Below are 22,591 nucleotides of genomic sequence, written 5' to 3'. Positions count from 1 at the left end.
TAGTGGCATGATGCGAATTTTTAAGTAAACTTAGTGTTTTGACAAGTTTAATGTATGAATGACTTTAAATAAAGCCACTCTTGGACTTGAATTTCTTCGACTCTGCCAGGCAATAGTGAAAAGGCAGTAAATCCTGAAAATATAATGCTAACTGATAGCCGTTAGTTATTTTGATAACCGCCTATCAGTTACTTCGATTACGATGAGGAATTAGCATGGAATTTAGCGTAAAAAGCGGTAGCCCTGAAAAGCAACGCAGCGCTTGTATAGTCGTCGGTGTATTTGAACCTCGACGTTTAACCTCAGTAGCAGAACAATTAGACGAAATTAGCGAAGGTTATATTAGTAACCTGTTAAGACGGGGTGATTTGGAAGGTAAAGCAGGACAAATGCTACTTCTCCATCATGTACCCAATATTTTAAGTGAAAGAGTTTTATTAGTTGGTTGCGGAAAAGAACGTGAGCTAGACGAACGTCAATATAAACAAATCATTGATAAAACCATCAAAACACTGAACGAAACAGGCTCAATGGAAGCCGTATGTTTCTTAAGTGAGCTCCATGTAAAAGGGCGCGATGTTTACTGGAAAGTTCGACAAGCCGTAGAAACGACTCAAGACTCTCTTTACACTTTCTTGCAGCTTAAAACCAAAAAAGGCGAACCTCGTCGTCCATTGCGTAAAATGGTTTTTAATGTGCCAACTCGACGTGAATTACCCGTGGGCGAACGCGCAGTTGAACACGGTTTGGCTATTTCAGCGGGTATGAAAACCACCAGAGATGTGGCGAATATGCCTCCTAATATTTGTAATCCAGCTTATCTTTTGGAACAAGCAAAAATATTAGAGAACCAATACGACAGTGTCAAAATAGAATCCGTTAACGAAGCGCAAATGGCAGAGTTGGAAATGAACTCTTATCTTGCCGTAGGTCGTGGTTCAGTAAACGAATCCATTATGACAATTATACATCATAACGGCGGCCCTAAAGATCAAGCACCTGTTGTGTTAGTAGGTAAAGGACTGACCTTCGATTCAGGTGGTATTTCAATTAAGCCTGGCGAAGGCATGGACGAAATGAAATATGACATGGGCGGAGCTGCTGGCGTGTTAGGAACTATGCATGCCATTGCTGATCTGAATATTCCACTGAATGTGATTGGTGTTTTAGCTGGTTGTGAAAACATGCCAGATGCCAATGCTTATCGACCCGGTGATATTTTAACTACCATGTCAGGTCAAACTGTAGAAGTGCTTAACACCGATGCAGAAGGTCGTTTAGTGTTATGTGATGCATTGACCTATGTTGAAAGGTTTGATCCTGAATTAGTGGTTGATATGGCAACGTTAACCGGTGCCTGTATCGTCGCTTTAGGTGCCCATGCATCTGCGGTACTAAGTAATCACAACCCTCTTGCTCACGAGCTAATTAATGCCTCAGAGCAAAGTGGTGACAAAGCGTGGCGTTTACCACTGTGGGATGAATATCAATCACAATTAGATAGCCCCTTTGCCGATATGACCAACCTAGGTGGACGTGCGGCTGGAACTATTACTGCTGCTTGCTTCTTATCTCGCTTCACCAAAAAATATAATTGGGCGCATATGGATATTGCCGGTACGGCTTGGCGCAGTGGTAAAAATAAAGGTGCCACAGGCAGACCTGTACCTATGATGACTCAGTTTTTAATGAACCGCGCAGGATTGGAAACTGAAGAGTAATGACTGATGTTACTTTTTACATGCTAGAAAAAGCTGATGAAGAGCATCCAGCACACTGGTTAACCGCCTGTGAATTAGCTGCAAAAAGCTATCGTAATAAACGCCGCTGCTTAATTATCTGTGATGATAAAAAAGCAGCGGAAGCGTTTGACGAGCTTCTTTGGCAACAACCTCTAGATGCGTTTGTTCCCCATAATTTAAGTGGAGAAGGCCCTAATGGTGGTGCGCCAGTGGAAATCTGCTGGCAAGTCAATAATTCTGCCAATAGGCCTGTGGTTATCAATCTAGGAAGCAAAGTGCCCAGCGATACTCAACGCTGCAAACAAATTTTTGACTTTGTGCCTACCGAAGAAACCGCTAAACAACAGGCTCGAGAAAGATATAAACAATACCGCGCTGCAGGCTTAACTATGCATAACCTGCCCGCTAGTAGCATTAATGAGAATCAACATGGATAAGACTTTTAGTCCACAGAATATCGAACAAGCCCGTTACCAACTATGGGAAGAAAAAGGCTATTTTAAGGCCAGCGGAAAAGGTGACCCTTACTGTATTTTGTTACCGCCCCCAAACGTCACGGGTAACCTCCATATGGGCCATGCGTTTCAACATACGATTATGGATTCATTAATCCGTTATCACCGTATGAAAGGCGACAACACACTTTGGCAATGTGGAACAGACCACGCTGGAATAGCAACACAAATGGTTGTTGAGCGTCAATTGAACGCTCAAGGAAAAACTCGTCATGATTTAGGCCGCGAAGCTTTTGTGGAAAAAATCTGGGATTGGAAAGAAGAGTCCGGTGGCAATATTACCCAGCAAATGCGTCGTTTAGGAACCTCTCCAGACTGGGAGAGAGAAGCCTTTACCATGAACCCTGATCTGTCTGAAGCAGTGCAGGAAGTGTTCGTTAAATTACACGAAGAAGGCCTTATCTATCGAGGCAAGCGCTTGGTTAACTGGGATCCAGTATTACACACTGCGGTATCTGACTTAGAAGTGTTAAATGAAGAAGAAGATGGCTTCATGTGGCACATGCGTTATCCGCTTACAGATGGCAGTGGTGAACTTATTGTCGCTACAACCAGACCAGAAACAATGCTTGGCGATACCGCCGTAGCCGTGCACCCTGATGATGAGCGTTATCAAAGCTTTATCGGTAAAACCATCACGCTACCGTTAACAGGTCGCGAGATCCCAATCATCAGCGATGACTATGTGGATCCGGAATTTGGTACTGGTTGTGTAAAAATTACGCCAGCCCATGATTTTAACGATTATGACATGGGTAAACGTCATAACCTGGAAATGATTAATATTTTTACTGCCGATGCGAAAGTTAATGATGTCGCGCCAGAGCAGTACCAAGGACTTGATCGTTTCGATGCACGCAAACAAATTGTTGCTGACTTAGAAGCGTCTGAAGTATTGGTAAAAGTAGAAAATCACAAACTTAAAGTACCCAGAGGCGACCGCACAGGTGCGGTAATTGAACCTTACCTAACCGACCAATGGTACGTGGCTGTTGAATCTTTAGCCAAGCCAGCCATTGAAGCGGTAGAAAGTGGTGAAATTAAATTTGTTCCTGAAAACTGGAACAAAACCTATTACCAGTGGATGTATAACATCCAAGATTGGTGTATTTCACGTCAACTGTGGTGGGGACATAGAATTCCTGCATGGTACGACGACAAAGGTGGAATTTACGTTGGTCGCAACGAAGCAGAAGTCCGCGAAAAACATAACTTGGGCGCTGAGGTTAACTTACGTCAAGATGAAGACGTATTGGATACCTGGTTCTCATCTGCTCTTTGGCCATTTGCCACTATGGGTTGGCCAAAAGAAACGCCAGAATTAGAAACCTTCGTACCAAGTTCAGTGCTGGTAACTGGTTTTGACATTATATTTTTCTGGGTAGCCAGAATGATTATGATGACCAAAAAATTCACTGGCAAAATTCCTTTCAAAGAAATCTATATCACCGGGCTTATTCGCGATGAGCAAGGGGATAAAATGTCTAAATCGAAAGGGAACGTACTTGACCCTATCGATTTGATTGACGGTATTACTTTGGATGCATTGCTAGAAAAACGCACTGCCGGCATGATGCAGCCTCAAAAGGCCAAGGCCATAACCAAACGCACCAGCAAACAATTCCCTGATGGCATTAATGCTTATGGAACCGATGCATTGCGTTTCACCTTTGCCGCCATGGCTTCCACCAGCAGAGATATCAACTTTGATATGGGCAGAGTGGAAGGCTACCGTAACTTCTGCAACAAATTGTGGAATGCATCACGTTTTGTATTGATGAACACCGAAGAGCAAGATACCGGTATCAATGGTGGTGAGATGGAGTTGAGCCTTGCCGATAAGTGGATTTGGGCACGTTTCCAACAAACCTTGAGTGAATTTGAGTCGGCGATTAAAGATTACCGTTTTGATATTGCTGCCCAAGCCGTGTATGAGTTCACTTGGAATCAATTCTGTGATTGGTACTTGGAATTATCTAAACCTGTTCTTAATGCTGAAACCAGTTCTGATGCCCAGAAACGCGGTACCCGTCATACATTGATTAATGTGCTGGAAAGCTTATTACGTTTAATGCATCCCATCATGCCATTTATTACCGACGAAATATGGTTGAGAGTGGCACCTTTGTGTGGACTTGAAGGTGATAGCATTATGGAAAGGCCATTCCCAGAAGTCGATACTAGCCGTCAAAATGATGCTGTTCTAGCCGATATTGAATGGGTAAAAAGCTTTATTGTAGGCATCCGCAACATTCGTGGTGAAATGGATATCTCTCCCAATAAGCCACTGAATGTGTTGTTAAAAAATGTCAGTGATAAAGACCAATCTCGCTTAGATCTGAGTCAAAGCTTCTTAGCCAAAATGGCAAAACTTGAAAGCATTACTCAGTTAGAAGCTGACGATAAAGCCCCAGCCTCAGCGACCGCCCTTGTGGGTGAGATGGAAATTTTGATCCCCATGGCAGGTTTAATCGATAAAGATGCTGAGCTATCACGAATAGCCAAAGCTTTGGATAAAATCGAAAAAGACTTCGCTCGCACTCAAGGCAAACTTAGTAACGAAAAGTTTGTGAGCAATGCCCCTGAAGCGGTTATCAATAAAGAAAAAGCGAAATTGGAAGATTTCCAAATGCAAATCAACAAATTGAATGAGCAAAAAGAAACCATTCAAGCTTTGTAAGCGATACCTTTAAAACAACAGCGCCCGTTAATTCGGGCGCTTTTTATTTAGCCTAGCAATACCCATCATTACACACCTTACCACTTGCAAATTGTTAACAACTTTGCACGCTTTTGCTATAAACTATAACAATTCTGGCATGAGTCGTTAAAACCTTCTGGAAATACCTTTCCATACCTTTTAAGTTATCAGTAAAGAGCATATGTATTTAATTAAAAACGTTTTTTTTGTTCTCGTCATCTCCTGTATATTCACAGCAAACTGCACGGCAGAATCAATAGCTCAAGAATATATAGGTTCAAATGCATGTGAAAGTTGTCACCAGGAAGAGCATCAACAATGGCAAAGCTCAGATCACCACAACGCCATGCAGACACCAAACTCAACTTCCGTTTTAGGTGACTTTTCCAATAAAACCGTAGAGTTTCATAATATAAAAACGCGTTTTTTCACAAAAGATGACAGCTACTTTGTTGAAACAACCAATAAACAGGGAGAGCGTCAAACTTTTCCAGTCATTTACACTTTCGGTTTTGACCCACTGCAACAATATATATTGGATACCGGCAATGGTCATATGCAAGCATTCAATATTGCTTGGGATGCGAGACCTAAAGAATCGGGTGGCCAGCATTGGTACCACTTGCAACCAGATGAATCAATTAATAATGAGCACCCATTCTTTTGGCAGCGGCATTTTCAAAATTGGAATAGTCGCTGTGCTGAGTGTCACACCACAGGCTTTGAGAAAAACTACCAAATCGAAACCAATAGTTTTGCCACACAGTTTGCTGAGGCAACAGTAGGATGCGAAAGTTGTCATGGCCCCGCAGCAAAACATCAGTCCCAAGCAGAGAATGGAAAATTCGACAGTAATAAAGGCTTTAGTAGTGCTTTAGCGCACCCACCAGTCTTTGGTTTTGCCAAAAATGATCCTATTGCCAACTTGATAAGCGGTGGCAACCAACAATTTATGCAGCAGTGTGCAGATTGTCACTCTCGACGTCTTCCCATAGAAGATAAAACCCAAGTAGACAAAAACACCAGTGACTACCACAACCTTAATTCATTGAGTTTAATCTCACCTGACTTGTATTTTGACGATGGTCAAATATTAGATGAGGTTTTTGTGGTGGGTTCCTTTTTACAAAGTAAAATGGCCGAAGCAGGCGTAACTTGCTCTAATTGCCACAACCCTCATACGGGTAAATTAAAATTTAGTGGTAATCAAACTTGTACCCAGTGCCACAGTGTAAATACCTACGACACACCTGAACACCACCATCATAAAAGCGATGAACAAGGTGCTCAATGTGTCAATTGCCATATGCCGGAACGCACCTATATGCAGGTGGATGATCGTCGAGATCACAGTTTTGTCTTGCCAAATGCCGAAGTATCGGCGCGGATTAACTCTCCCAATGCTTGTTTAAGCTGTCATCAACAACAAGACTTAACTTGGGTGGATAAGCAACTTAAAAGCTGGCTTGGAAATGATAGTGAACTGGGTGCGGTCAAAAATAGCAAGACTTCCCCAACTGCGCCCCATTGGACGCAGATTCACCTGCTCTCAGGTCAACAACAAATCAAATTTGCCCAGCAACAACTGCCTAACACCTCAGGTCTGGTTGGTGGTAAGTTATTGCAAATAATTAATCAACAACCCAGTCAAGAATCAGTCAATGTAGCCTTACAACAGCTTAATTCAGATGACCCCTTGTTGCGGCGTGCAGCCTTAGACGTATTGCGACTTCTGCCTCCGAACCAAGCTTATCAATACCTATCTCCGCTGTTGCAAGATCCGGTCAAATCAGTACGCTTCCATGCCACCTCAATTCTTACGCCTTGGTTATCTCAACTACCCAAGTCTATGTTACCGGAACTGGCGGAAGCCTTGGATGAGTACAAATCTGTATTAATGCTGACAGCTGACTTTCCCACATCACAGTTAACCCTTGCTCAATTGTCATTAGCCCAAGGCGATACTGTAGTTGCTCAAAAACACTTCGAACAAGCACAAACCATCGCCCCAAATATGCCGTCGGTGACCTTAGCTTTTGCTGATTATTGGCGAATAATGGGTGAACCACAAAAAGAATTGGCCTTATTACAAAGAGCCGTCGAGATTCACAGTGATTTTGCTGATGTACTGCACCAGTACGGTTTGTATTGGGTACGGAATAAAGATTATAACAAAGCAACGAATTGGTTGGTAAAAGCCAGTGAGTTAGGTGATGCTCAACCTTATTACGCCTATGTGGCCGCCACGGCATTAGATTCAATTCAGCGTACTAATGACGCCGTAAACTTGCTCTTGCAAGCCAATAAACGCTGGCCTAAGCAAACAAACTTACTTTACTCATTGGCCTTATACTCGGATAAGAGCAATAACCAAAACGCCATGAAAACCGCGCTGGCGGAACTAAGGTGGTTAATGCCTGATAATCCGCAAGTGCAACAATGGGTATTAAAAAGTAACTTAGCCCATTAAACAGCAAACAAAGTTGTCGTCTTTTCCCTACACTCCAAACTAAAAAAGGGAGGCATAGCCTCCCTGGAAATCTCACCGAACCTAACGTTTTGCGAAAAACACTCTTCCCATTAGTATAGGTATTAACAACAAGGTAAGAAATCCAAAACTTCCGCCATGCTCATTCACGATGATGACTTGTGGCTCTTCGTAACTGCGACTCTCTAATGGCAGTAAACTTAAATCGGCATCACTGTAGCCGTCTGAAAACGCGACTAGACGATTGTCATAGGTGTCATACAGTTCAATCAACAATTCATAGTCTCCAGGGGGGAAACCTGTTTGCAAGTCACTCTCGATAACATAGCTATCAGAGCTTGAATCACCGTTTATAAAAAATAATGAAGTGGTATGGTACTCTTCAAACACATCACCTCTTGCCAAATATAAGCGGGCGTATACTTGAGCTTCGGTATAAATAGTATCGGCATCAAATTCGAGTGTGAAGCCTGAGTAATAACCATCAGAGTCGCGATCTATATCGAACCAAACGGTAGCATCATATATCCAAAAATCTGGATCATCTTCAACAAAACGTAGATCTCTATCCAGTGGCTTGATTAAAGGCGACGCTGCTTGGCGTAACTTATGTGTTTCTGATTTATCTAAAGAGACTGACTCCATAGATTGTTTCTCTACACTGCCCGGCACGCCCTTTTTGGTCACTTCAGCTATTACTGAACCATACTGAGATTCGGTAGAAGTGACACTGATGGCTTCCATTTCATCACTTTGCGTACTCAACGCTGAAAACGAAGCCAGTGAAAACATTAATGAATAAATACTCGTAATTACAAATCGGCTCATAGCCACTCCAAAAAACGTTCCTGTTAATTTAAGAAACATTGTGACGTCGTTAAGATGAATAAAAGCTGAAGGAATGCTTAACTGGAAATAATTAACCCTCATTAGCTCATCACTGCATAGAATTAACAGCACCTAAGGAGTTAAATCACTTACGAAAAGAAGCTTAAAGCATATTTTGATGCTGATTCACTACTAATAATTGAAAGTAGACACTGATTTACCACCAGTGGCAGTGCTACTTCCCTCCCCAAAAGCTAGCGTTTTATGTAAAAAAGTGCGCATTCTTTTAACAAGTGCCCATTAAACAAGGGCCACAAGGAGTTCTGTAATTTAATTACAATACAACTTTCATATAAAAAACTTAAAAGCTATATCATTTTAATATATACAAAAAACATAAACTAACTAATAAACAATAGCTTACACTTAAATGTGACTATATTGGGAAGCGTGTAACACAATTTTAAATAAACCTATACAGTAAAAAAACAACATTAAACTGAAACTTAATTACAATTAGTATCACTGGTTAGGTAATCAGTGACGTAAAATTTATTGTTTAATTATTAAATAGGTGTCCATTATGAAAAAGTTAGTATTAGCAACATTAGTTGCGTTATCTGTTCCATTCACAGCTTCTGCTTCAGATTCTACAGAAAGCGTTAAATTTATTGGTGACTTAGAATACGCATCATTTTGTAAAGCCGTAGTAAATAACGACGTTGAATTGTTTAAAGTATCTTTAAACCGTTTTGTTGGTGAGTTGGGTTCTTCTAGAAAGCGTGTACTTAAGCGTATCTTAGCAGACAACAATGTTACATGTTCTGGTCAATCTTTGGTTGAATTCTCTGCAAAGCGTAACGCTACGCAAGTAGGTTCATTCATCACTGCACAGGCTGAATAGTGAGGGTAAGTAGGCAAGCTGGAAAACAATAATCCAGCTTGCTAAATCTTCTTTAAACTCTTTTACCCTTTCGTCAGCAACGCTGACATACCACGATTAAAATGCCCCAGCCAAGTTTTACAATATTGACCTTCTGCGGCTCTATTAATTTCTACTACAGCTCTTTTTTTAGGCTGCTGATTATGGCCTGTGTAGGCGCGACTATGAGTTATTGCATCAAAACTATCTAAAATCGCTAATAACCTAGCACCATCGCAAATATCTTTATCTTTTATACCAAGTGGATAGCCACTCCCATCAATGCGCTCATGATGCTGCATAACAATTTTTCGAGCACTATTCCACTGATCGAGGTGTTCTAATAACCTAGAGCTTTTGTACACATGAGAACGCACCAAATTAAACTCATTGGCCGTTAGTTTACCGTCTTTGTGCAAAATACTGAGTGGCATAAAAGCCATGCCAAAGTCGTGTACATAACAAGCCACCGCGAGTTGATCTTCTTCAATGGGATTACCGGCGATATTGTTAATATAAAAAGCAAGTTTGGCTATTCTATCTCCACGTCCTTGCCAATACATTGAACGTCTTTCAATTGGTTTCATTAGCTCTCTAAAAAACAAAATATCCATTTGCTTTTCATTGCTTAAACCTTTGGGAATTCCTGTGTTAGCAAGGGTAACTGAGCGCGTTGGCGTAGTTTCACCTGCTGCTTCTTCGATTACTTCTGCAACCCGGTGATCTAACTCAGGGTTGAGCAACAGAACAGCTTCAGAAAGTAGTTGCTCATGGGAATCAGTATTGTCAGGCGTGATTTTCGCTACATGATTAACCAAAAGACGATAGAGCTCAGGATCGTACTCTGCAAAACCATTTACAAAACAGCTTTCCACAAAAATCTTCACTCTATCCATAGTCAGTAAAACTAGGTCACTCATGGTACTGGTATATCGGATCTGGTTTTTGCGTAAATAATCGAGCAAGTCTTCAACATGTTGCAGCAATGGCAACATAGGTTTAAAGCTAACTAAACCTAAATCCCCTTTAATCGTGTGTACCGAACGAAATAATGAACGCTGAAGTTCGTTGTCTTCGGGTCGAAGTTCCAACTCAATTAATGTTTGCTCGCTGGCTTCATAAAGCTCATTAATTTCATCGAGCAAGTCATTCAAGATATCATTATCAAGCTCATCAGGAGTAAAGGTCTGCATTAATTTAATTTACCTCGAGTAAAGTCGCAATTTCATTAATAACGTTTAGTTATCGACCATCTAGATAGTATCTACACAAGATATCACTACTTTCTAGATTAAGCACTGCTATGAACACGGTTAATTTTACAAATGATGGCTCTTTAGATTAGGTTAAAATTTGGTATTAATCAGAAACATTGTATACTCACCGCCCATTTTTAATTTGAGAGTACACGTGTTAGCTATAGGACGAGTAATATTTATTTTGTGCTATTTTATTATTGCAAGCTTAGCAATGATACTGATGTGCTTAGTCCGTCCATTCCACCGCAATAATGTGCATGTTATTGGCAAGGTGTATGGCGCGATTGCGGTAATGATAGGCTTGAAGGTACAAGTAAATGTGCCTGAAAGTGTTAAAAATGGTGGTCCATTCGTATTTGTCGCAAACCATCAAAATAGCTACGACCTCATAACGGTTTGTCTTTCTGCGCAGAAAGGCGTGGTATGCGTTGGTAAAAAAAGCCTCGTTTTTATTCCTATTTTCGGTTGGTTATTTTGGTTATCGGGAAATATCTTAATCGACCGCAAAAATAGCGGAAGAGCAAAAGATACCTTGCAACAGACTATAGATAAAATTAATCAGCGAAAACTATCCGTATTCTTCTTTCCCGAAGGAACACGCAGCAGAGGTCGTGGGCTGTTAAGCTTTAAAACCGGAGCATTCAGAATTGCCCAAGCCGTCAACGAACCTATCGTCATGGTAAGTACCAGTAATTTACATCAAAAAATAAAGTTAAACCGATGGAATAACGGCACCTTGCTGATAGATCTAAGTGAACCTGTTAAAGTTGACAAAGAGTTAGATGCAAAAGCATGGGCTAAAGAAATCCATGACGCAATGAAAATCAAGATTGCTAAACTTGACAATCAAGTTGCACAAATCGACGAACTTAAATAGATTATTTCAATAGTAAAGAAATCCAAGGATAGCCAATGAGCAATGCAGAGCAAAAAGAAGAGTGGTACGAATTCAATCAAGAAACAGTAGAAGCCTTGATTGAAGACGGTAGTAATGCAGAGGCACCTCACACAATCGAGTATCATTTTGCTCATTCAGATTTTGATGTTCTAGAAAAGGCCGCCGTTGATGCTTTCAAAGCAGGCTTTGAAGTAGGTGACGCTGAAGAACTAATGCTCGATGATGGTGGCACTGTATTTTGCTTTGATGCCGTTGTGGAAAGAATGTTAGATGTTGAATTAATCAACAAAGATACAGATGCACTATTAAAAATAGCCGACAAGCACAATATTCATTATGACGGCTGGGGCACTTACTTTATCGAGTAGTCGACCCACTTTTTGAATAGCTCTGTCTAATAAAATTAAAAGGCACTAAAATCAAAATTTTAGTGCCTTTTATGCGGGTAAATCGTGCTGAGGACAAAAGCAACTTAGTTGTAATCCACTTGATGTCATAGTTGCAAAGGCCCTTAGCTATATAAAATCTGTATACACTGTCGTTGCAGATCAATTCTTGTAAAGGAAATGCATAATGTCAGAAGTTAAACTAGTGGTTCTTTATCCTCAACCTAAGAATGTGGCTCAATTCGAAAACGATTACTCGGAACACATTGCCCTACTCCACGAAAAAATGAATATTCCCACAGATGTAAAACCTTATACAATTACAAAATTCGATTCTCACCCCGACACACCATCGGCATTTTATCAAATGTTTTCAATGCCTTTCTCCTCAGAACAAATGTTGCAACAAACCTTAGCAAGTGCCGAGATGCAAGAAGTTGCCAATGATGCAGTTCGTATTTCAAGTGGCGGTGCACCGGTGATATTAACCGGAAAAGATGCCATTTAATTCCTAAGCCGTGGAATATACGAAAATACCTGCGGGGTTAAAACACCCGTCTACAGGTTATGTATTATTTAAGGAATCAGCAAGCTTGTAGCATGGCCTTCAGGCCATGGGATGCATGTGAATACCTACGGGGTTAAAACACCCGCCTACAGGTTATGTCGCGAAGTTGTAGCATGGCCTTTAGGCCATGGATTTTATCTAACCCAAGGAGTTGGCTTATTACATAAAAGGATTAAATTGGCTAAAGAGCCTAGGAATGACTTAAAACTGCAGTGGGGCGAGCACCCCAACTGCAATGTATTTATTAACTAAACTCTAAGTGATTTTTCACCACGAGCCAAACCACAAACACCAGTTCTTGAAGACTCAATAACTTCAGTCTGAGCCCACATGGCTTGTGCAAATGCATCCAATTTATCGCTTGTTCCTGTCACTTGAATCGTATAATTTTTAGCATCAATATCGACTATTTGCGCTCTAAAAATATCAACGGTTCTATTCACTTCAGAACGCACCAAATCGGTTTTCGCAGCCACTTTAATTAACATTAGCTCACGTTCAACGTGGGTGCCGTCAGTTAAGTCAGTCACTTTGAGTACATCAATTAACTTATTCACCTGTTTGGTTATTTGCTCAATCACTTTATCATCACCATGAGTAACTATGGTTAAGCGCGATAAGCTTGAGTCGGTAGTAGGTGCTACACATAGTGAGTCAACATTATAACCACGTTGAGAAAACACACCGACAATGCGTGATAATGAACCTGGTTCGTTTTCCATCAATACAGAGATAATTCTTCTCATCAGGTACGCTCCGTTTTACTTAATCTCATTTCGTCCATTGCACCGTATTTTATTTGCATGGGGTATACATGTTCATTTTGGTCTATGGCGATATCCATAAACACTAATCGGTCTTTTAAGGCAAAACACTTAGCCATTGCCTCATCCAACTCTGATGGGTGATTAACTTTAATGCCAACATGGCCATAGGCTTCAGCCAATTTCACGAAGTCTGGCATTGAATCCATATAAGAATGAGAGTGTCGGCCTTTATAAATCATATCCTGCCATTGTCTAACCATTCCTAACGCACGGTTATTTAGAGAGATAATTTTCACTGGCAAGTTATATTGCAAGCAAGTAGATAACTCTTGGATATTCATTTGAATACTACCATCACCGGTAACCACTACGGATACCGCTTCTGGATTCGCCATCTGAACGCCCATGGCAGCAGGTAATCCGAAGCCCATAGTGCCAAGACCACCAGAGTTGATCCATCTTCTAGGTTTAGCGAAGGGGTAATACAAAGCGGCAAACATTTGGTGTTGGCCAACATCTGAACTTACATAAGCATCACCGTTTGTATGTTTATACAAAGCTTCAATAACCTGCTGAGGTTTAATCACATCATCATTTTTTTGATAACTTAAACACTTACGGTCACGCCATGAATTAATTTGGCTCCACCAATCTGCAAGCTTTTGTTTTTGCTCGGCTAAGTCCTTTTTATTTATTTGACTTAACACTTGCTCAACCACTTTATCTACAGAACCCACAACCGGAATGTGGACAGCAACGGTTTTTGAAATTGATGCAGGATCGATATCAACATGAATAATGGTTGCATGGGGGCAGAATTTTTCTACATTGTTAGTTACCCGATCATCGAATCTCGCCCCTAAGGCAAAAATACAATCGGCATTGTGCATGGTTTTATTGGCTTCAAGTGTGCCATGCATACCTAACATACCAACAAACTGCTCATGAACGCTTGAGAAGGCGCCTAAGCCCATTAATGTGGTGGTAACAGGAGCATTTAGTTTCTCAGCTAACTCAGTAATTAATTCTGACGCTTCAGAAGTAATTGCACCGCCGCCCACGTAAAGCACTGGTCTTTTAGCATTTACTAAGGTATCAACAGTTTTTCTAATCTGCTTACTGTGGCCTTTTAACGTAGGGTTGTATGAGCGCATAGTCACATCGGATGGATATTCGTATGGATGAGACTCAAGCACGTTCACCAAATCTTTTGGTAAATCAACTACCACAGGTCCAGGACGACCCGTATTAGCAATGTAATACGCTTTAGCAATAGCCTTGGGAATATCCTCAGCACGTTTAACTAAAAAACTATGCTTAACGATAGGTCGAGAACAACCCACCATGTCTGTTTCTTGGAATGCGTCTTCACCGATGTGCATTGACGGTACCTGACCGGACAATACCACCATAGGAATTGAATCCATGTAAGCAGTAGCAATACCTGTAATAGTATTGGTTGCTCCAGGACCTGAAGTTACGAGGACTGTACCTGTTTTGCCTGTAGACCGAGCATAACCGTCAGCCATATGGGCAGCAGCCTGTTCGTGGCGGACGAGTACATGCTTGACATCATCTTGTGCATATAAAGCATCATAAATGTCGAGAACGGCACCACCAGGGTAACCGAAAACATGAGTAACTCCAGAATCTTTAAGGGCGCGAACTACCATAGCTGCACCTGACATCATTTCCACCAGACATCCTCCTGTGTAATTAATAAGTGACTGTTAGATTTATACGGACTATACGTGACAGATTAGGAAGATAAAACAGCATAACGGCATAAAGTGAGATATATATCCCAATATACCATTATTTTAGGATAATCATCCTATTAATGAGTGTTTATTACCCAAAAATAGGATGGATTTACATTTAATTTACACTCTTCTAGGAATCTATATCTACTTCTAAGGCTTCATCATCATTAATTGTGGCATCTTCTTCGTCATCATTAAGGTGAGAAGGCTTATTACCGTAGATACTGCCCAATTTAGGTCGATTAATCCGTTTTTGATATTTTAACCAAGCTCGTTCAGAAACAGTTTCAGGTTCTACCTTCCCAAAAGCAGATTCAACGAAGTGTTGATCTTCTTGTGTTTCGGGAGAAATAACACCATCGACAAGCGCCGCGTATAATGCACCATATTGACTCAACGCTTTGCTCTCATTAATCGAAAAGTCTCCAGAACGTGAAAAACCATAAGGATAATTTTTCACGTCACTGAATACGCGCTTTACTAAAGAATCTCTTGTAATAATTGCCATAATGGACATCCCAAAAAACAAAAATAATTAACTTAAAGAAGTGGATTCCAATTGAGTGAATGTGTTGAAGTAAAAACCCAATTGAGTACGTCAGTACAAGTGGATAAATAAAACCAAAACGGAGTAGTGTCAACAAATATTTTATGACAATTTGGTGATCTGGGAAAATTGTCGCCAATCCACGACACGCATGGCTTCAGGAAGGGTAAAATAAGAAAATATCTAGCATAATTTAGGCCAAATTACGGCTCTAAACAGATTTTTGATCTGTAGAAAGAGCGCTCCAGTTTGAGCGCTATTAAGTAAACATAATGACGACACCGACAAGAGAGGTTCAGCAAGCTGTTACCATCCTCGGCAAAACCTCAAAATTAGTGTTTCGGCACCCATGCCCAAATCATTTCAGCCTCCAAAGGAACAATGCCCACACCGTCAGTGATAGTCACCTTCACATTCACTTCACCTTTAGGTTCTTGTTGCATCAATGCAATCTGCTCTTCGCTTAACGATGCTTCAACGGTTATGTCACCTTGGCAACGTTTAACGTAATTCAGGTTCATGGTTTTAATTAGCGGAAGTTTGTCACCAGGTAAGTTTATGCCAACGATAAACCCGCTAGCAGACTCAGCTAACAAAGCCATGGCTGCAGCATGTACAGTGCCAATGTGATTTTGAACTTTACGTCTATTCTTTTGCAGAAATGTCACTGACTTACCGTCAGTACGCAAGATTTCGACTTTGGCAGTGCCGGCCAACTTCACTTTATGACGAAACACTGAAGTCATTAGGAATCGACTCAACCACTCAGGATATTGATTTACTTTATCAACAAACTGACGTAATGGATTTTTAACGGCCATATCTAGCCCCTCTTTACTGGTATGACCACGAAGTGTGAGGCATTTCTAAACGAGTATCAAGGTTAAAACCCATTACCGCTATTTTTGTGCGCTTTTTGCTTGGATTTATGTCAAATCGAGATGAGCCAGTACTGCAATCAAATTACATAGAGAAGTTCGACATGCTAGTCGTTGACGCGTTGTTTTGATTTAATGATTTATTTAGAGATTGGAGCGGGAAACGAGACTCGAACTCGCGACCCCGACCTTGGCAAGGTCGTGCTCTACCAACTGAGCTATTCCCGCATTTTGGTGGTGGTTGGCATTTCCGTTATTGCCGTTTTGTTTCCGGTTCATCCTAAACCGGGAGCGCATTGTACAAAAATAATTTAACGAATCAAGTGTTATTTTAAATAAATTTAGTTAATTTGTGTTTTTCAGCTGAAAAACAAACATAACGCTTATATTTTGAGCACATGTTTGCGGTAATAAACTAATTCTTCAATAGACTCCCTAATATCATCTAGGGCTTGATGAGTTCCCTTTTTTTGCAATCCATCTAAAACTTCAGGTTTCCAGCGTTTAATCAGTTCTTTTAAAGTACTTACATCGATACTGCGATAGTGAAAGTAATTTTCCAAGGCAGGCATATATTTCACCAAGAAGCGGCGATCTTGGCCGATAGTATTACCGCATAATGGTGACACGCCACTGGGTACATATTGTTGTAAGAAGGCAATTGTCTGTTTTACGGCCTCATTTTCATCGATTGAACTGGCTCTACAGCGATCCGTTAACCCTGATTTGCCATGCACATCAATACACCACTCACTCATATTATCGAGTATTTCATCGGATTGATGAATCGCCAAAACCGGCCCTTCTGCCAACACATTAAGGTTTTTATCGGTCACAATAGTGGCTATTTCTAAAATGACATCGGTATCAGGTTCAAGACCGGTCATTTCTAAATCTATCCAAACCAAATTTTCGTTATTTGAGGGCATAATACAAACCTTATGTAGGGGTTTACTCATTTTCTGTTTCGACTGCAGGGCGCCTGCATACTATCAAGTTCACCCACCTTAGATGGTGGAAATTGGTTTATGGAACACATAAGCCAAATAAAATATTATCAAAATTTATCCGCTGACGTTAACATGTATGAGTCTAACGAGCCAAATTAAGTAAAGTAAACGTGGCAAAAAAACCAAAGTTAACTAAAAAGCAAAAGCGTCAAGTCTCTACAAATCGCCAAAAAAGGCTCTCTACCAAAGAGTCTTATCAAAACGATGAACAATTAGCCGATAGCCGTCAAGGACGGGTTATTGGACGTTTTGGGAAACATGCTGACGTGCAAGATGCGTCAGGGGAAGTTACCAAATGTCACATGCGCCGCACTGCGGGCAGCGTAGTATGCGGAGACAAGGTTGAGTTTCGCCCTGGCAAAGATGCCAATGAGGGCGTGAATGGCATAATCGAATTGGTCCACGACCGGATGTCGGTTCTCACTCGACCCGATTTTTATGATGGGGTGAAACCTATTGCTGCCAACATAGATCAAATTATCATTGTCAGTTCGGTTTTGCCTGCCCTATCGTTAAATATTATTGATCGGTATTTAGTCGCCTCGGAAGATGTTCAGATTCAACCCATTTTGTTGTTAAATAAAATTGAAATGTTAGATGCAGACGAGCGCTCTAGAGTGGAAAAAGAACTGCAAATATACAGAGTCATTGGTTATCAAGTGCTACTGACCAGTTGCAAAACTGGCGAAGGTATTGACCAACTTAAAGGGATTCTGACAGATAAAATTAGTGTGTTTGTGGGTCAATCAGGGGTAGGCAAGTCGAGTATTGTCAATCAATTACTGCCGGATGCAGATGAAGCGATTGGTGACATTTCAGATAACTCGGGTTTAGGCCAACATACGACCACTGCAGCTAAAATGTTACACTTTCCTGGCGGTGGTGACCTTATCGATTCACCTGGTGTGCGCGAGTTCGCTCTTTGGCATCTTCCCGTAGAAAAGGTCACTTCTGGCTTTATTGAATTCAGAGATTACATTGGCGGATGCAAATTTCGAGACTGTAAACATCTGGATGATCCGGGCTGCATCATTAAACAAGCAGCTTTAGATGGTGAAATAGCAATGCAGCGCTATGAAAGCTACCATAAAATTTTATCATCTATGGAAGACAATCGGCCAAACCGCGCAATTCCAAATTAAATGTAATCATTTGTTTCCACAATTGCCTGCAAAGCCCCTAAAAATGGGGCTTTTTTCTTCTCCACATCAAAATGGCATGAGTTAGACCGACTCATTATCAGACTATAATAATAATATACGATACAATTAGTTGGTCGAAATTACGGAGGCTCCGGTCTTGATCAATTGGTTCAAAATAAAGTTACAATACATATTGCCTAAACATTTGGTTTCCAGACTTGTAGGTAAGTTGGCATCCGCTGAGGCAGGTGGGCTAACCACAGCATTGATAAAATTATTTATTAAACAATTTAACGTTGATATGTCCGAGGCGAAATTTCCTGAGCCTGATCATTACCGCACATTCAACGAATTCTTTACCCGCGAATTAAAAGAGGGTTTACGACCAATTTGTGAAGATCCTAACCAGTTAGCCATGTCCGTCGACGGCACAGTTAGTCAATTAGGTGACATTGATTTTGATACTATATTTCAAGCCAAAGGCCACAATTACAGCTTAACCACACTATTAGGTGGAAACCCTGATATTGCAGCACCTTTTCAAGGCGGCAAGTTCGCTACTATTTATTTATCTCCCAAAGACTACCATCGTATCCATATGCCTATGGATGGCGTTTTAACAGATATGATTTACGTACCTGGAGAGTTGTTTTCGGTTAACCCCCTTACCACGCAAAACGTCCCTGGATTGTTTGCTCGTAACGAACGTGTAGTTTGTATATTTGAGTCTAATCACGGTAAGTTTGCAATTGTCCTAGTGGGTGCCACTATCGTTGCTAGCATTGAAACCGTTTGGGCTGGCACTGTCACTCCACCTCCTGGTCAAAACGTGCAACATTGGCGTTACCCCAAAGATAGTGAAAACACCATTACCTTAGCCAAAGGCGAAGAAATGGGCCTATTTAAACTGGGCTCTACTATCGTTGCTTGTTTTGAACCTGAGATGGTCGAATTCAATGGTCAATCTAGCGGTGACACAACACGACTAGGTGAAATTTTCGCCACCCTGAAAGACTAAGATATATGCACCCAGTTAAACGAAGTCTATGGTCTTTGCACATAACCGTAATCTTGTTAGGTGCTACGGCACTCATGTCTAAAATAATTCCCCTTTCGGCCACAGATATTACATTTGGCCGCTCGGTGGTTGCTTGTATCGTACTAGGCTTAATAGTTAAGCTCTCTGGTAGCAGCTTACGACTGAATAATCTTAAAGACTACTGGGTTGCTTTGGCTTTAGGTTTGTTAATGTCAGCCCACTGGGTTACCTATTTTGCAGCAATGCAATATTCCTCGGTATCCGTCGGCATGATTGCCCTTTTTACCTTCCCCGTTATAGCGGTGTTATTAGAACCCTTCTTTGAAGGAATTCGCTTAGTTTGGCAGGATGTAGTCAGTGCAATCGTGGTATTTATAGGGATTTTCCTGATTGTTCCTGAAATTTCACTGCAGAATGACGTAACTTTAGGAATTTTAATTGGCATGCTCTCTGCTGTACTTTATGCACTTAGAAACCTATGCCATCGAAAATATTTTTCTCACTACTCTGGCTCCCATGCTATGGCTTATCAGACGTTAGTGATTCTAGTAAGTTTATTGTTTTTTGTATCAGACGATTTTTTCACAGCCAGCAATGAAACTTACATGTGGTTAGTGGTGCTAGGTATCTTTTTGACTGCCCTTCCCCATGCTTTAATTGCCACCAGCTTGAAACATTTACGTGTCAAAACCTTTGCACTAGTGGCTTGTATGCAGCCATTTTATGGCGTAATTCTAGCTATTATCGTGCTCGATGAAAAACCTAATTGGCAAACTTTTCTTGGTGGTGCTCTGGTAATTTCGGCAGCGATCTACGAAACTGTAAACGCCCAAAAACTGCATCGCAAATAGTCTTTTTTATAGGGCTGGCGATTAATGGATTTAACGTGTTTATATATGCCCATCGAGGTGCCAGCGCACTAGCACCGGAAAACACTCTATTAGCCCTCAGAACGGCAATATCCCAGCAAGCTGATGGCATTGAATTTGATGTATTTCAGCATCAAAATGAATTCATATTAATCCATGACCGTTGGCTGCACCGAACTACCAATGGCATTGGTAACATAGACTCATTACTCCTCGAACAAATTAGAAAGCTCGATGCAGGAGCCGGTGAAACCGTGCCCACTCTGTTTGAAGCCCTGCAATGTGTTGGTCCATCCTGCCAAATAAACATTGAATTGAAAGGCGTGAGAGATGTTCCACTACTGCTGAGGTACGTACAGGATGCTTGCAAAACCTTGTCTATTCCAAGTACCCATATTTTGTATTCTTCATTTGATCATCACTTATTGAAGGCCATCAAAACTATTTCTGCAAATGCTAGAATAGGTGCTTTAACAGCCAATAAACCCCTTGATTACGCTCGCTTCGCTGAAGATTTGCAAGCTGAGTTTATAAATGCAGATGTGACCTTTGTGGATAAGAATTTTGTTTACGATGCAAAACAAAGAGGGCTTAAAATGGGTGTTTATACCGTAGACCAGCCAGAAGATTTACTTCGATTAAAATCATGGGGAGTGGACGCTGTGTTTTGCAATAATCCACTCAATGCACGGCTAGCCCTAACGGATGTAGCTAGTGACTAGACTCACAATCGTGACAGGTGTGACAACTTTTACATAGACGAATATTGGCAACATGAGCTGCAACAATGAGCAATGCTCCTAAACCAATAGTGAAAGGTTCATAAGCTTCACCGAACATATCTTTATTCCAATAAATCAATCCACCTAAAAGCAGGCTATAAATTGGATACAATTGTCTGTGATAACGATAAAAACCAAAAAGAAGAGCCCAAAAACCGATAATCATCGATAAGGTAAGAATCGTTTTTTCAAACCAATCCTGCGCAAAAAAGCTCGCGCCAATAAAAGGTATTAGAGGGATTAGAATAGGCAACAGCAAACAATGCAAAGCACAGATACTGGACGTCCAGATCCCTACTCTATCCATTACTGATTTATTTTCAGATGTTGCCATGACGCTAATTAATCCTCTGTTCATATGGAAATTCAGTTCGGTGTTGAACTTCAATTAAGGTATAAAGATCCCATATTTATCTCTACCCTAGTAAAATCGGGACGTTATAGTATAACATTTCTCCAGAAATGCAACCGTTATTAATTTTTTTTATGGGTTTTATTTGTAGCATGGCCTTTAGGCCGTAAAATGTCTGCATTAACCGCGGGGCTTGTAGCATGACCTTTGGGCCATGGAATATCTGCACCAACCACGGGGCTGTAGCATGGCCTTTAGACCATGAAATGTTTGAACTAACCACGGGGCTGTAGCATGGCCTTTAGGCCATGGAATTTATTTCCGAGGATGGGTTAATCGCCTAATAAATCACGTAATTTTTGTTCTGCGATTTGGGCTGGCGTTAACGGTTGTTCTGCACTTTCTGTGGTTGATTTTGTATTGGCATCGTCCTCTGGTTCATCACCAAATAAAGCTGCCAATTGCGCTTTCGCCCTTTGTGCTTTATCTTCATGATTCACTTTAAAGGTTTCACCAGAAGCTGAAAAGTAGTCACAAAAGTTGGCCTTTTCGGGATCACTGACTTGTTCGGCTCTAGGTTCATTGCATCCCCCACGACCATCATAATCTTTACACATTTTGCACACATGCTGATCAGCACTGCAGTTAGCACACTCTTCTCGGCGAGACATGGGGAAGATAACGTCAGTTAGGTTGTGGCCACATTTCCAACACGTTAATTGGCTAGTACTCATTGGTGTTGATCGAACATAATGACATTGCCATCAGGGTCTTTTACGATGCAATGAGTTGGACCAGATTCCCCTTGGCTTTCGGTTGCGATGGGGTAACCACTTCTGCGAATATGGGCTTCAATTGCGCGCACATCTGTGGGGTTGAAAGTAAGAATGTTCTCTTCGAACATACCTTCAAATAAGCCGATGACCGTAGTGTCTTTTTGTAATATCAGCCATTTGTCTTTAATGCTTCCGCATCCTTCATGGGTTTCGAAACCAAGCATGTGATAAAATGTCTGTGACTTGGCTATGTCTTTTACTGTTAGGCTAACTGAAAACTGTCCTAATTCCATAATAAAGCACCTCATTGGTAACTAAGGGATTTATGCTTACAACAGTGCTGTCATAAGCTTTAATCT

22 protein-coding genes and 1 tRNA gene are annotated in these 22,591 nt (G+C 41.0%); 12 read left to right on the top strand and 11 right to left on the bottom strand.

Going from position 1 to position 22,591, the window contains the following annotated elements; all coding sequences use genetic code 11:
• Positions 1 to 215: 215 nt before the first annotated feature.
• The 4 genes from pepA (at position 216) to ABJV04_RS10935 (ending at position 7,428) form a co-directional block, all read left to right on the top strand.
• Entirely contained in the window at positions 216 to 1,721 is a 1,506-nt protein-coding gene (gene pepA, locus ABJV04_RS10950) for a leucyl aminopeptidase (RefSeq protein WP_348491554.1), read from the top strand.
• Positions 1,721 to 2,179, top strand: coding sequence for a DNA polymerase III subunit chi (locus tag ABJV04_RS10945; RefSeq protein WP_348491553.1), 459 nt, complete (start codon positions 1,721 to 1,723; stop codon positions 2,177 to 2,179). The genes pepA and ABJV04_RS10945 overlap by 1 nt, the downstream gene beginning before the upstream one ends.
• Positions 2,172 to 4,937 (top strand): valine--tRNA ligase, encoded by a 2,766-nt coding sequence (locus ABJV04_RS10940; RefSeq protein WP_348491552.1) that lies wholly within the window; start codon positions 2,172 to 2,174, stop codon positions 4,935 to 4,937. Before ABJV04_RS10945 ends, ABJV04_RS10940 begins: the two co-directional genes overlap by 8 nt.
• A 202-nt stretch (positions 4,938 to 5,139) precedes the next feature.
• The gene (locus ABJV04_RS10935) at positions 5,140 to 7,428 is read left to right on the top strand and encodes a multiheme c-type cytochrome (protein ID WP_348491551.1); all 2,289 of its coding nucleotides are present in this window, start codon (positions 5,140 to 5,142) and stop codon (positions 7,426 to 7,428) included.
• An 81-nt stretch (positions 7,429 to 7,509) separates the two neighbouring features.
• Here the strand turns inward: ABJV04_RS10935 and ABJV04_RS10930 are convergent, their stop codons facing one another.
• The gene (locus tag ABJV04_RS10930) at positions 7,510 to 8,274 is read right to left on the bottom strand and encodes a choice-of-anchor H family protein (RefSeq protein WP_348491550.1); all 765 of its coding nucleotides are present in this window, start codon (positions 8,272 to 8,274) and stop codon (positions 7,510 to 7,512) included.
• Between the two features lie 583 nt (positions 8,275 to 8,857).
• On the opposite strand from ABJV04_RS10930, the gene ABJV04_RS10925 reads away from it, so the two are divergent.
• A complete protein-coding gene (locus tag ABJV04_RS10925; protein ID WP_348491549.1) occupies positions 8,858 to 9,178 on the top strand; it encodes a DUF3718 domain-containing protein in 321 nt (106 codons plus the stop codon).
• Positions 9,179 to 9,240: 62 nt separating this feature from the next.
• Here the strand turns inward: ABJV04_RS10925 and ABJV04_RS10920 are convergent, their stop codons facing one another.
• A complete protein-coding gene (locus ABJV04_RS10920) occupies positions 9,241 to 10,389 on the bottom strand; it encodes an HD domain-containing phosphohydrolase (RefSeq protein ID WP_348491548.1) in 1,149 nt (382 codons plus the stop codon).
• Positions 10,390 to 10,606: 217 nt separating this feature from the next.
• Here ABJV04_RS10920 and ABJV04_RS10915 point away from each other — a divergent pair, with 217 nt between their 5' ends.
• From ABJV04_RS10915 to ABJV04_RS10905, 3 genes are all read left to right on the top strand, one after another.
• Entirely contained in the window at positions 10,607 to 11,332 is a 726-nt protein-coding gene (locus ABJV04_RS10915; protein ID WP_348491547.1) for a 1-acylglycerol-3-phosphate O-acyltransferase, read from the top strand.
• Between the two features lie 35 nt (positions 11,333 to 11,367).
• A complete protein-coding gene (gene rraB / locus ABJV04_RS10910) occupies positions 11,368 to 11,721 on the top strand; it encodes a ribonuclease E inhibitor RraB (protein ID WP_348491546.1) in 354 nt (117 codons plus the stop codon).
• Positions 11,722 to 11,926: 205 nt separating this feature from the next.
• Complete coding sequence (locus ABJV04_RS10905; RefSeq protein ID WP_348491545.1) at positions 11,927 to 12,247, top strand: EthD family reductase; 321 nt, start codon at positions 11,927 to 11,929, stop codon at positions 12,245 to 12,247.
• A 308-nt stretch (positions 12,248 to 12,555) separates the two neighbouring features.
• Here the strand turns inward: ABJV04_RS10905 and ilvN are convergent, their stop codons facing one another.
• The 6 genes from ilvN to orn form a co-directional block, all read right to left on the bottom strand.
• Positions 12,556 to 13,053, bottom strand: coding sequence for an acetolactate synthase small subunit (ilvN, locus tag ABJV04_RS10900; RefSeq protein WP_348491544.1), 498 nt, complete (start codon positions 13,051 to 13,053; stop codon positions 12,556 to 12,558).
• On the bottom strand, positions 13,053 to 14,771 hold the full coding sequence (locus ABJV04_RS10895) for an acetolactate synthase 3 large subunit (RefSeq protein WP_348491543.1): 1,719 nt from the start codon (positions 14,769 to 14,771) through the stop codon (positions 13,053 to 13,055). Before ABJV04_RS10895 ends, ilvN begins: the two co-directional genes overlap by 1 nt.
• A gap of 196 nt (positions 14,772 to 14,967) precedes the next feature.
• The gene (locus ABJV04_RS10890; protein ID WP_348491542.1) at positions 14,968 to 15,345 is read right to left on the bottom strand and encodes a DUF413 domain-containing protein; all 378 of its coding nucleotides are present in this window, start codon (positions 15,343 to 15,345) and stop codon (positions 14,968 to 14,970) included.
• Between the two features lie 371 nt (positions 15,346 to 15,716).
• Positions 15,717 to 16,205: a DUF4442 domain-containing protein gene (locus ABJV04_RS10885; protein WP_348491541.1), complete on the bottom strand. Its 489-nt coding sequence runs from the start codon at positions 16,203 to 16,205 to the stop codon at positions 15,717 to 15,719.
• A gap of 209 nt (positions 16,206 to 16,414) precedes the next feature.
• Positions 16,415 to 16,490 (bottom strand) — tRNA-Gly (locus ABJV04_RS10880).
• Positions 16,491 to 16,645: 155 nt separating this feature from the next.
• Positions 16,646 to 17,191, bottom strand: coding sequence for an oligoribonuclease (orn, locus tag ABJV04_RS10875; RefSeq protein WP_348491540.1), 546 nt, complete (start codon positions 17,189 to 17,191; stop codon positions 16,646 to 16,648).
• A 191-nt stretch (positions 17,192 to 17,382) separates the two neighbouring features.
• Between orn and rsgA the strand changes: the two genes are divergently transcribed.
• From rsgA to ABJV04_RS10855, 4 genes are all read left to right on the top strand, one after another.
• Positions 17,383 to 18,414, top strand: coding sequence for a small ribosomal subunit biogenesis GTPase RsgA (gene rsgA / locus ABJV04_RS10870; RefSeq protein WP_348491539.1), 1,032 nt, complete (start codon positions 17,383 to 17,385; stop codon positions 18,412 to 18,414).
• 157 nt (positions 18,415 to 18,571) lie between these two features.
• Positions 18,572 to 19,432 (top strand): archaetidylserine decarboxylase, encoded by an 861-nt coding sequence (gene asd, locus ABJV04_RS10865; RefSeq protein ID WP_348491538.1) that lies wholly within the window; start codon positions 18,572 to 18,574, stop codon positions 19,430 to 19,432.
• 5 nt (positions 19,433 to 19,437) lie between these two features.
• Positions 19,438 to 20,304 carry a DMT family transporter gene (locus ABJV04_RS10860; RefSeq protein WP_348491537.1) on the top strand — a complete coding sequence of 289 codons (867 nt, stop codon included), beginning with the start codon at positions 19,438 to 19,440 and terminating at the stop codon, positions 20,302 to 20,304.
• A 35-nt stretch (positions 20,305 to 20,339) separates the two neighbouring features.
• The gene (locus ABJV04_RS10855; RefSeq protein WP_348491536.1) at positions 20,340 to 21,044 is read left to right on the top strand and encodes a glycerophosphodiester phosphodiesterase family protein; all 705 of its coding nucleotides are present in this window, start codon (positions 20,340 to 20,342) and stop codon (positions 21,042 to 21,044) included.
• On the opposite strand, the gene ABJV04_RS10850 is transcribed toward ABJV04_RS10855, so the two are convergent.
• From ABJV04_RS10850 to ABJV04_RS10840, 3 genes are all read right to left on the bottom strand, one after another.
• Positions 21,034 to 21,438 (bottom strand): MerC domain-containing protein, encoded by a 405-nt coding sequence (locus ABJV04_RS10850; RefSeq protein ID WP_348491535.1) that lies wholly within the window; start codon positions 21,436 to 21,438, stop codon positions 21,034 to 21,036. The genes ABJV04_RS10855 and ABJV04_RS10850 overlap by 11 nt on opposite strands.
• A 350-nt stretch (positions 21,439 to 21,788) precedes the next feature.
• Positions 21,789 to 22,190, bottom strand: coding sequence for a hypothetical protein (locus ABJV04_RS10845; RefSeq protein WP_348491534.1), 402 nt, complete (start codon positions 22,188 to 22,190; stop codon positions 21,789 to 21,791).
• Complete coding sequence (locus ABJV04_RS10840; protein ID WP_348491533.1) at positions 22,187 to 22,525, bottom strand: VOC family protein; 339 nt, start codon at positions 22,523 to 22,525, stop codon at positions 22,187 to 22,189. The genes ABJV04_RS10845 and ABJV04_RS10840 overlap by 4 nt, the downstream gene beginning before the upstream one ends.
• Positions 22,526 to 22,591: the final 66 nt, after the last annotated feature.

Origin of the sequence: Aliiglaciecola sp., from assembly GCF_039982535.1 — a bacterium.
GTDB lineage: Bacteria > Pseudomonadota > Gammaproteobacteria > Enterobacterales > Alteromonadaceae > Aliiglaciecola.
The sequence above is the reverse complement of the archived record's forward strand: the minus strand, read 5'-3'. Positions and strand labels throughout refer to the sequence as shown.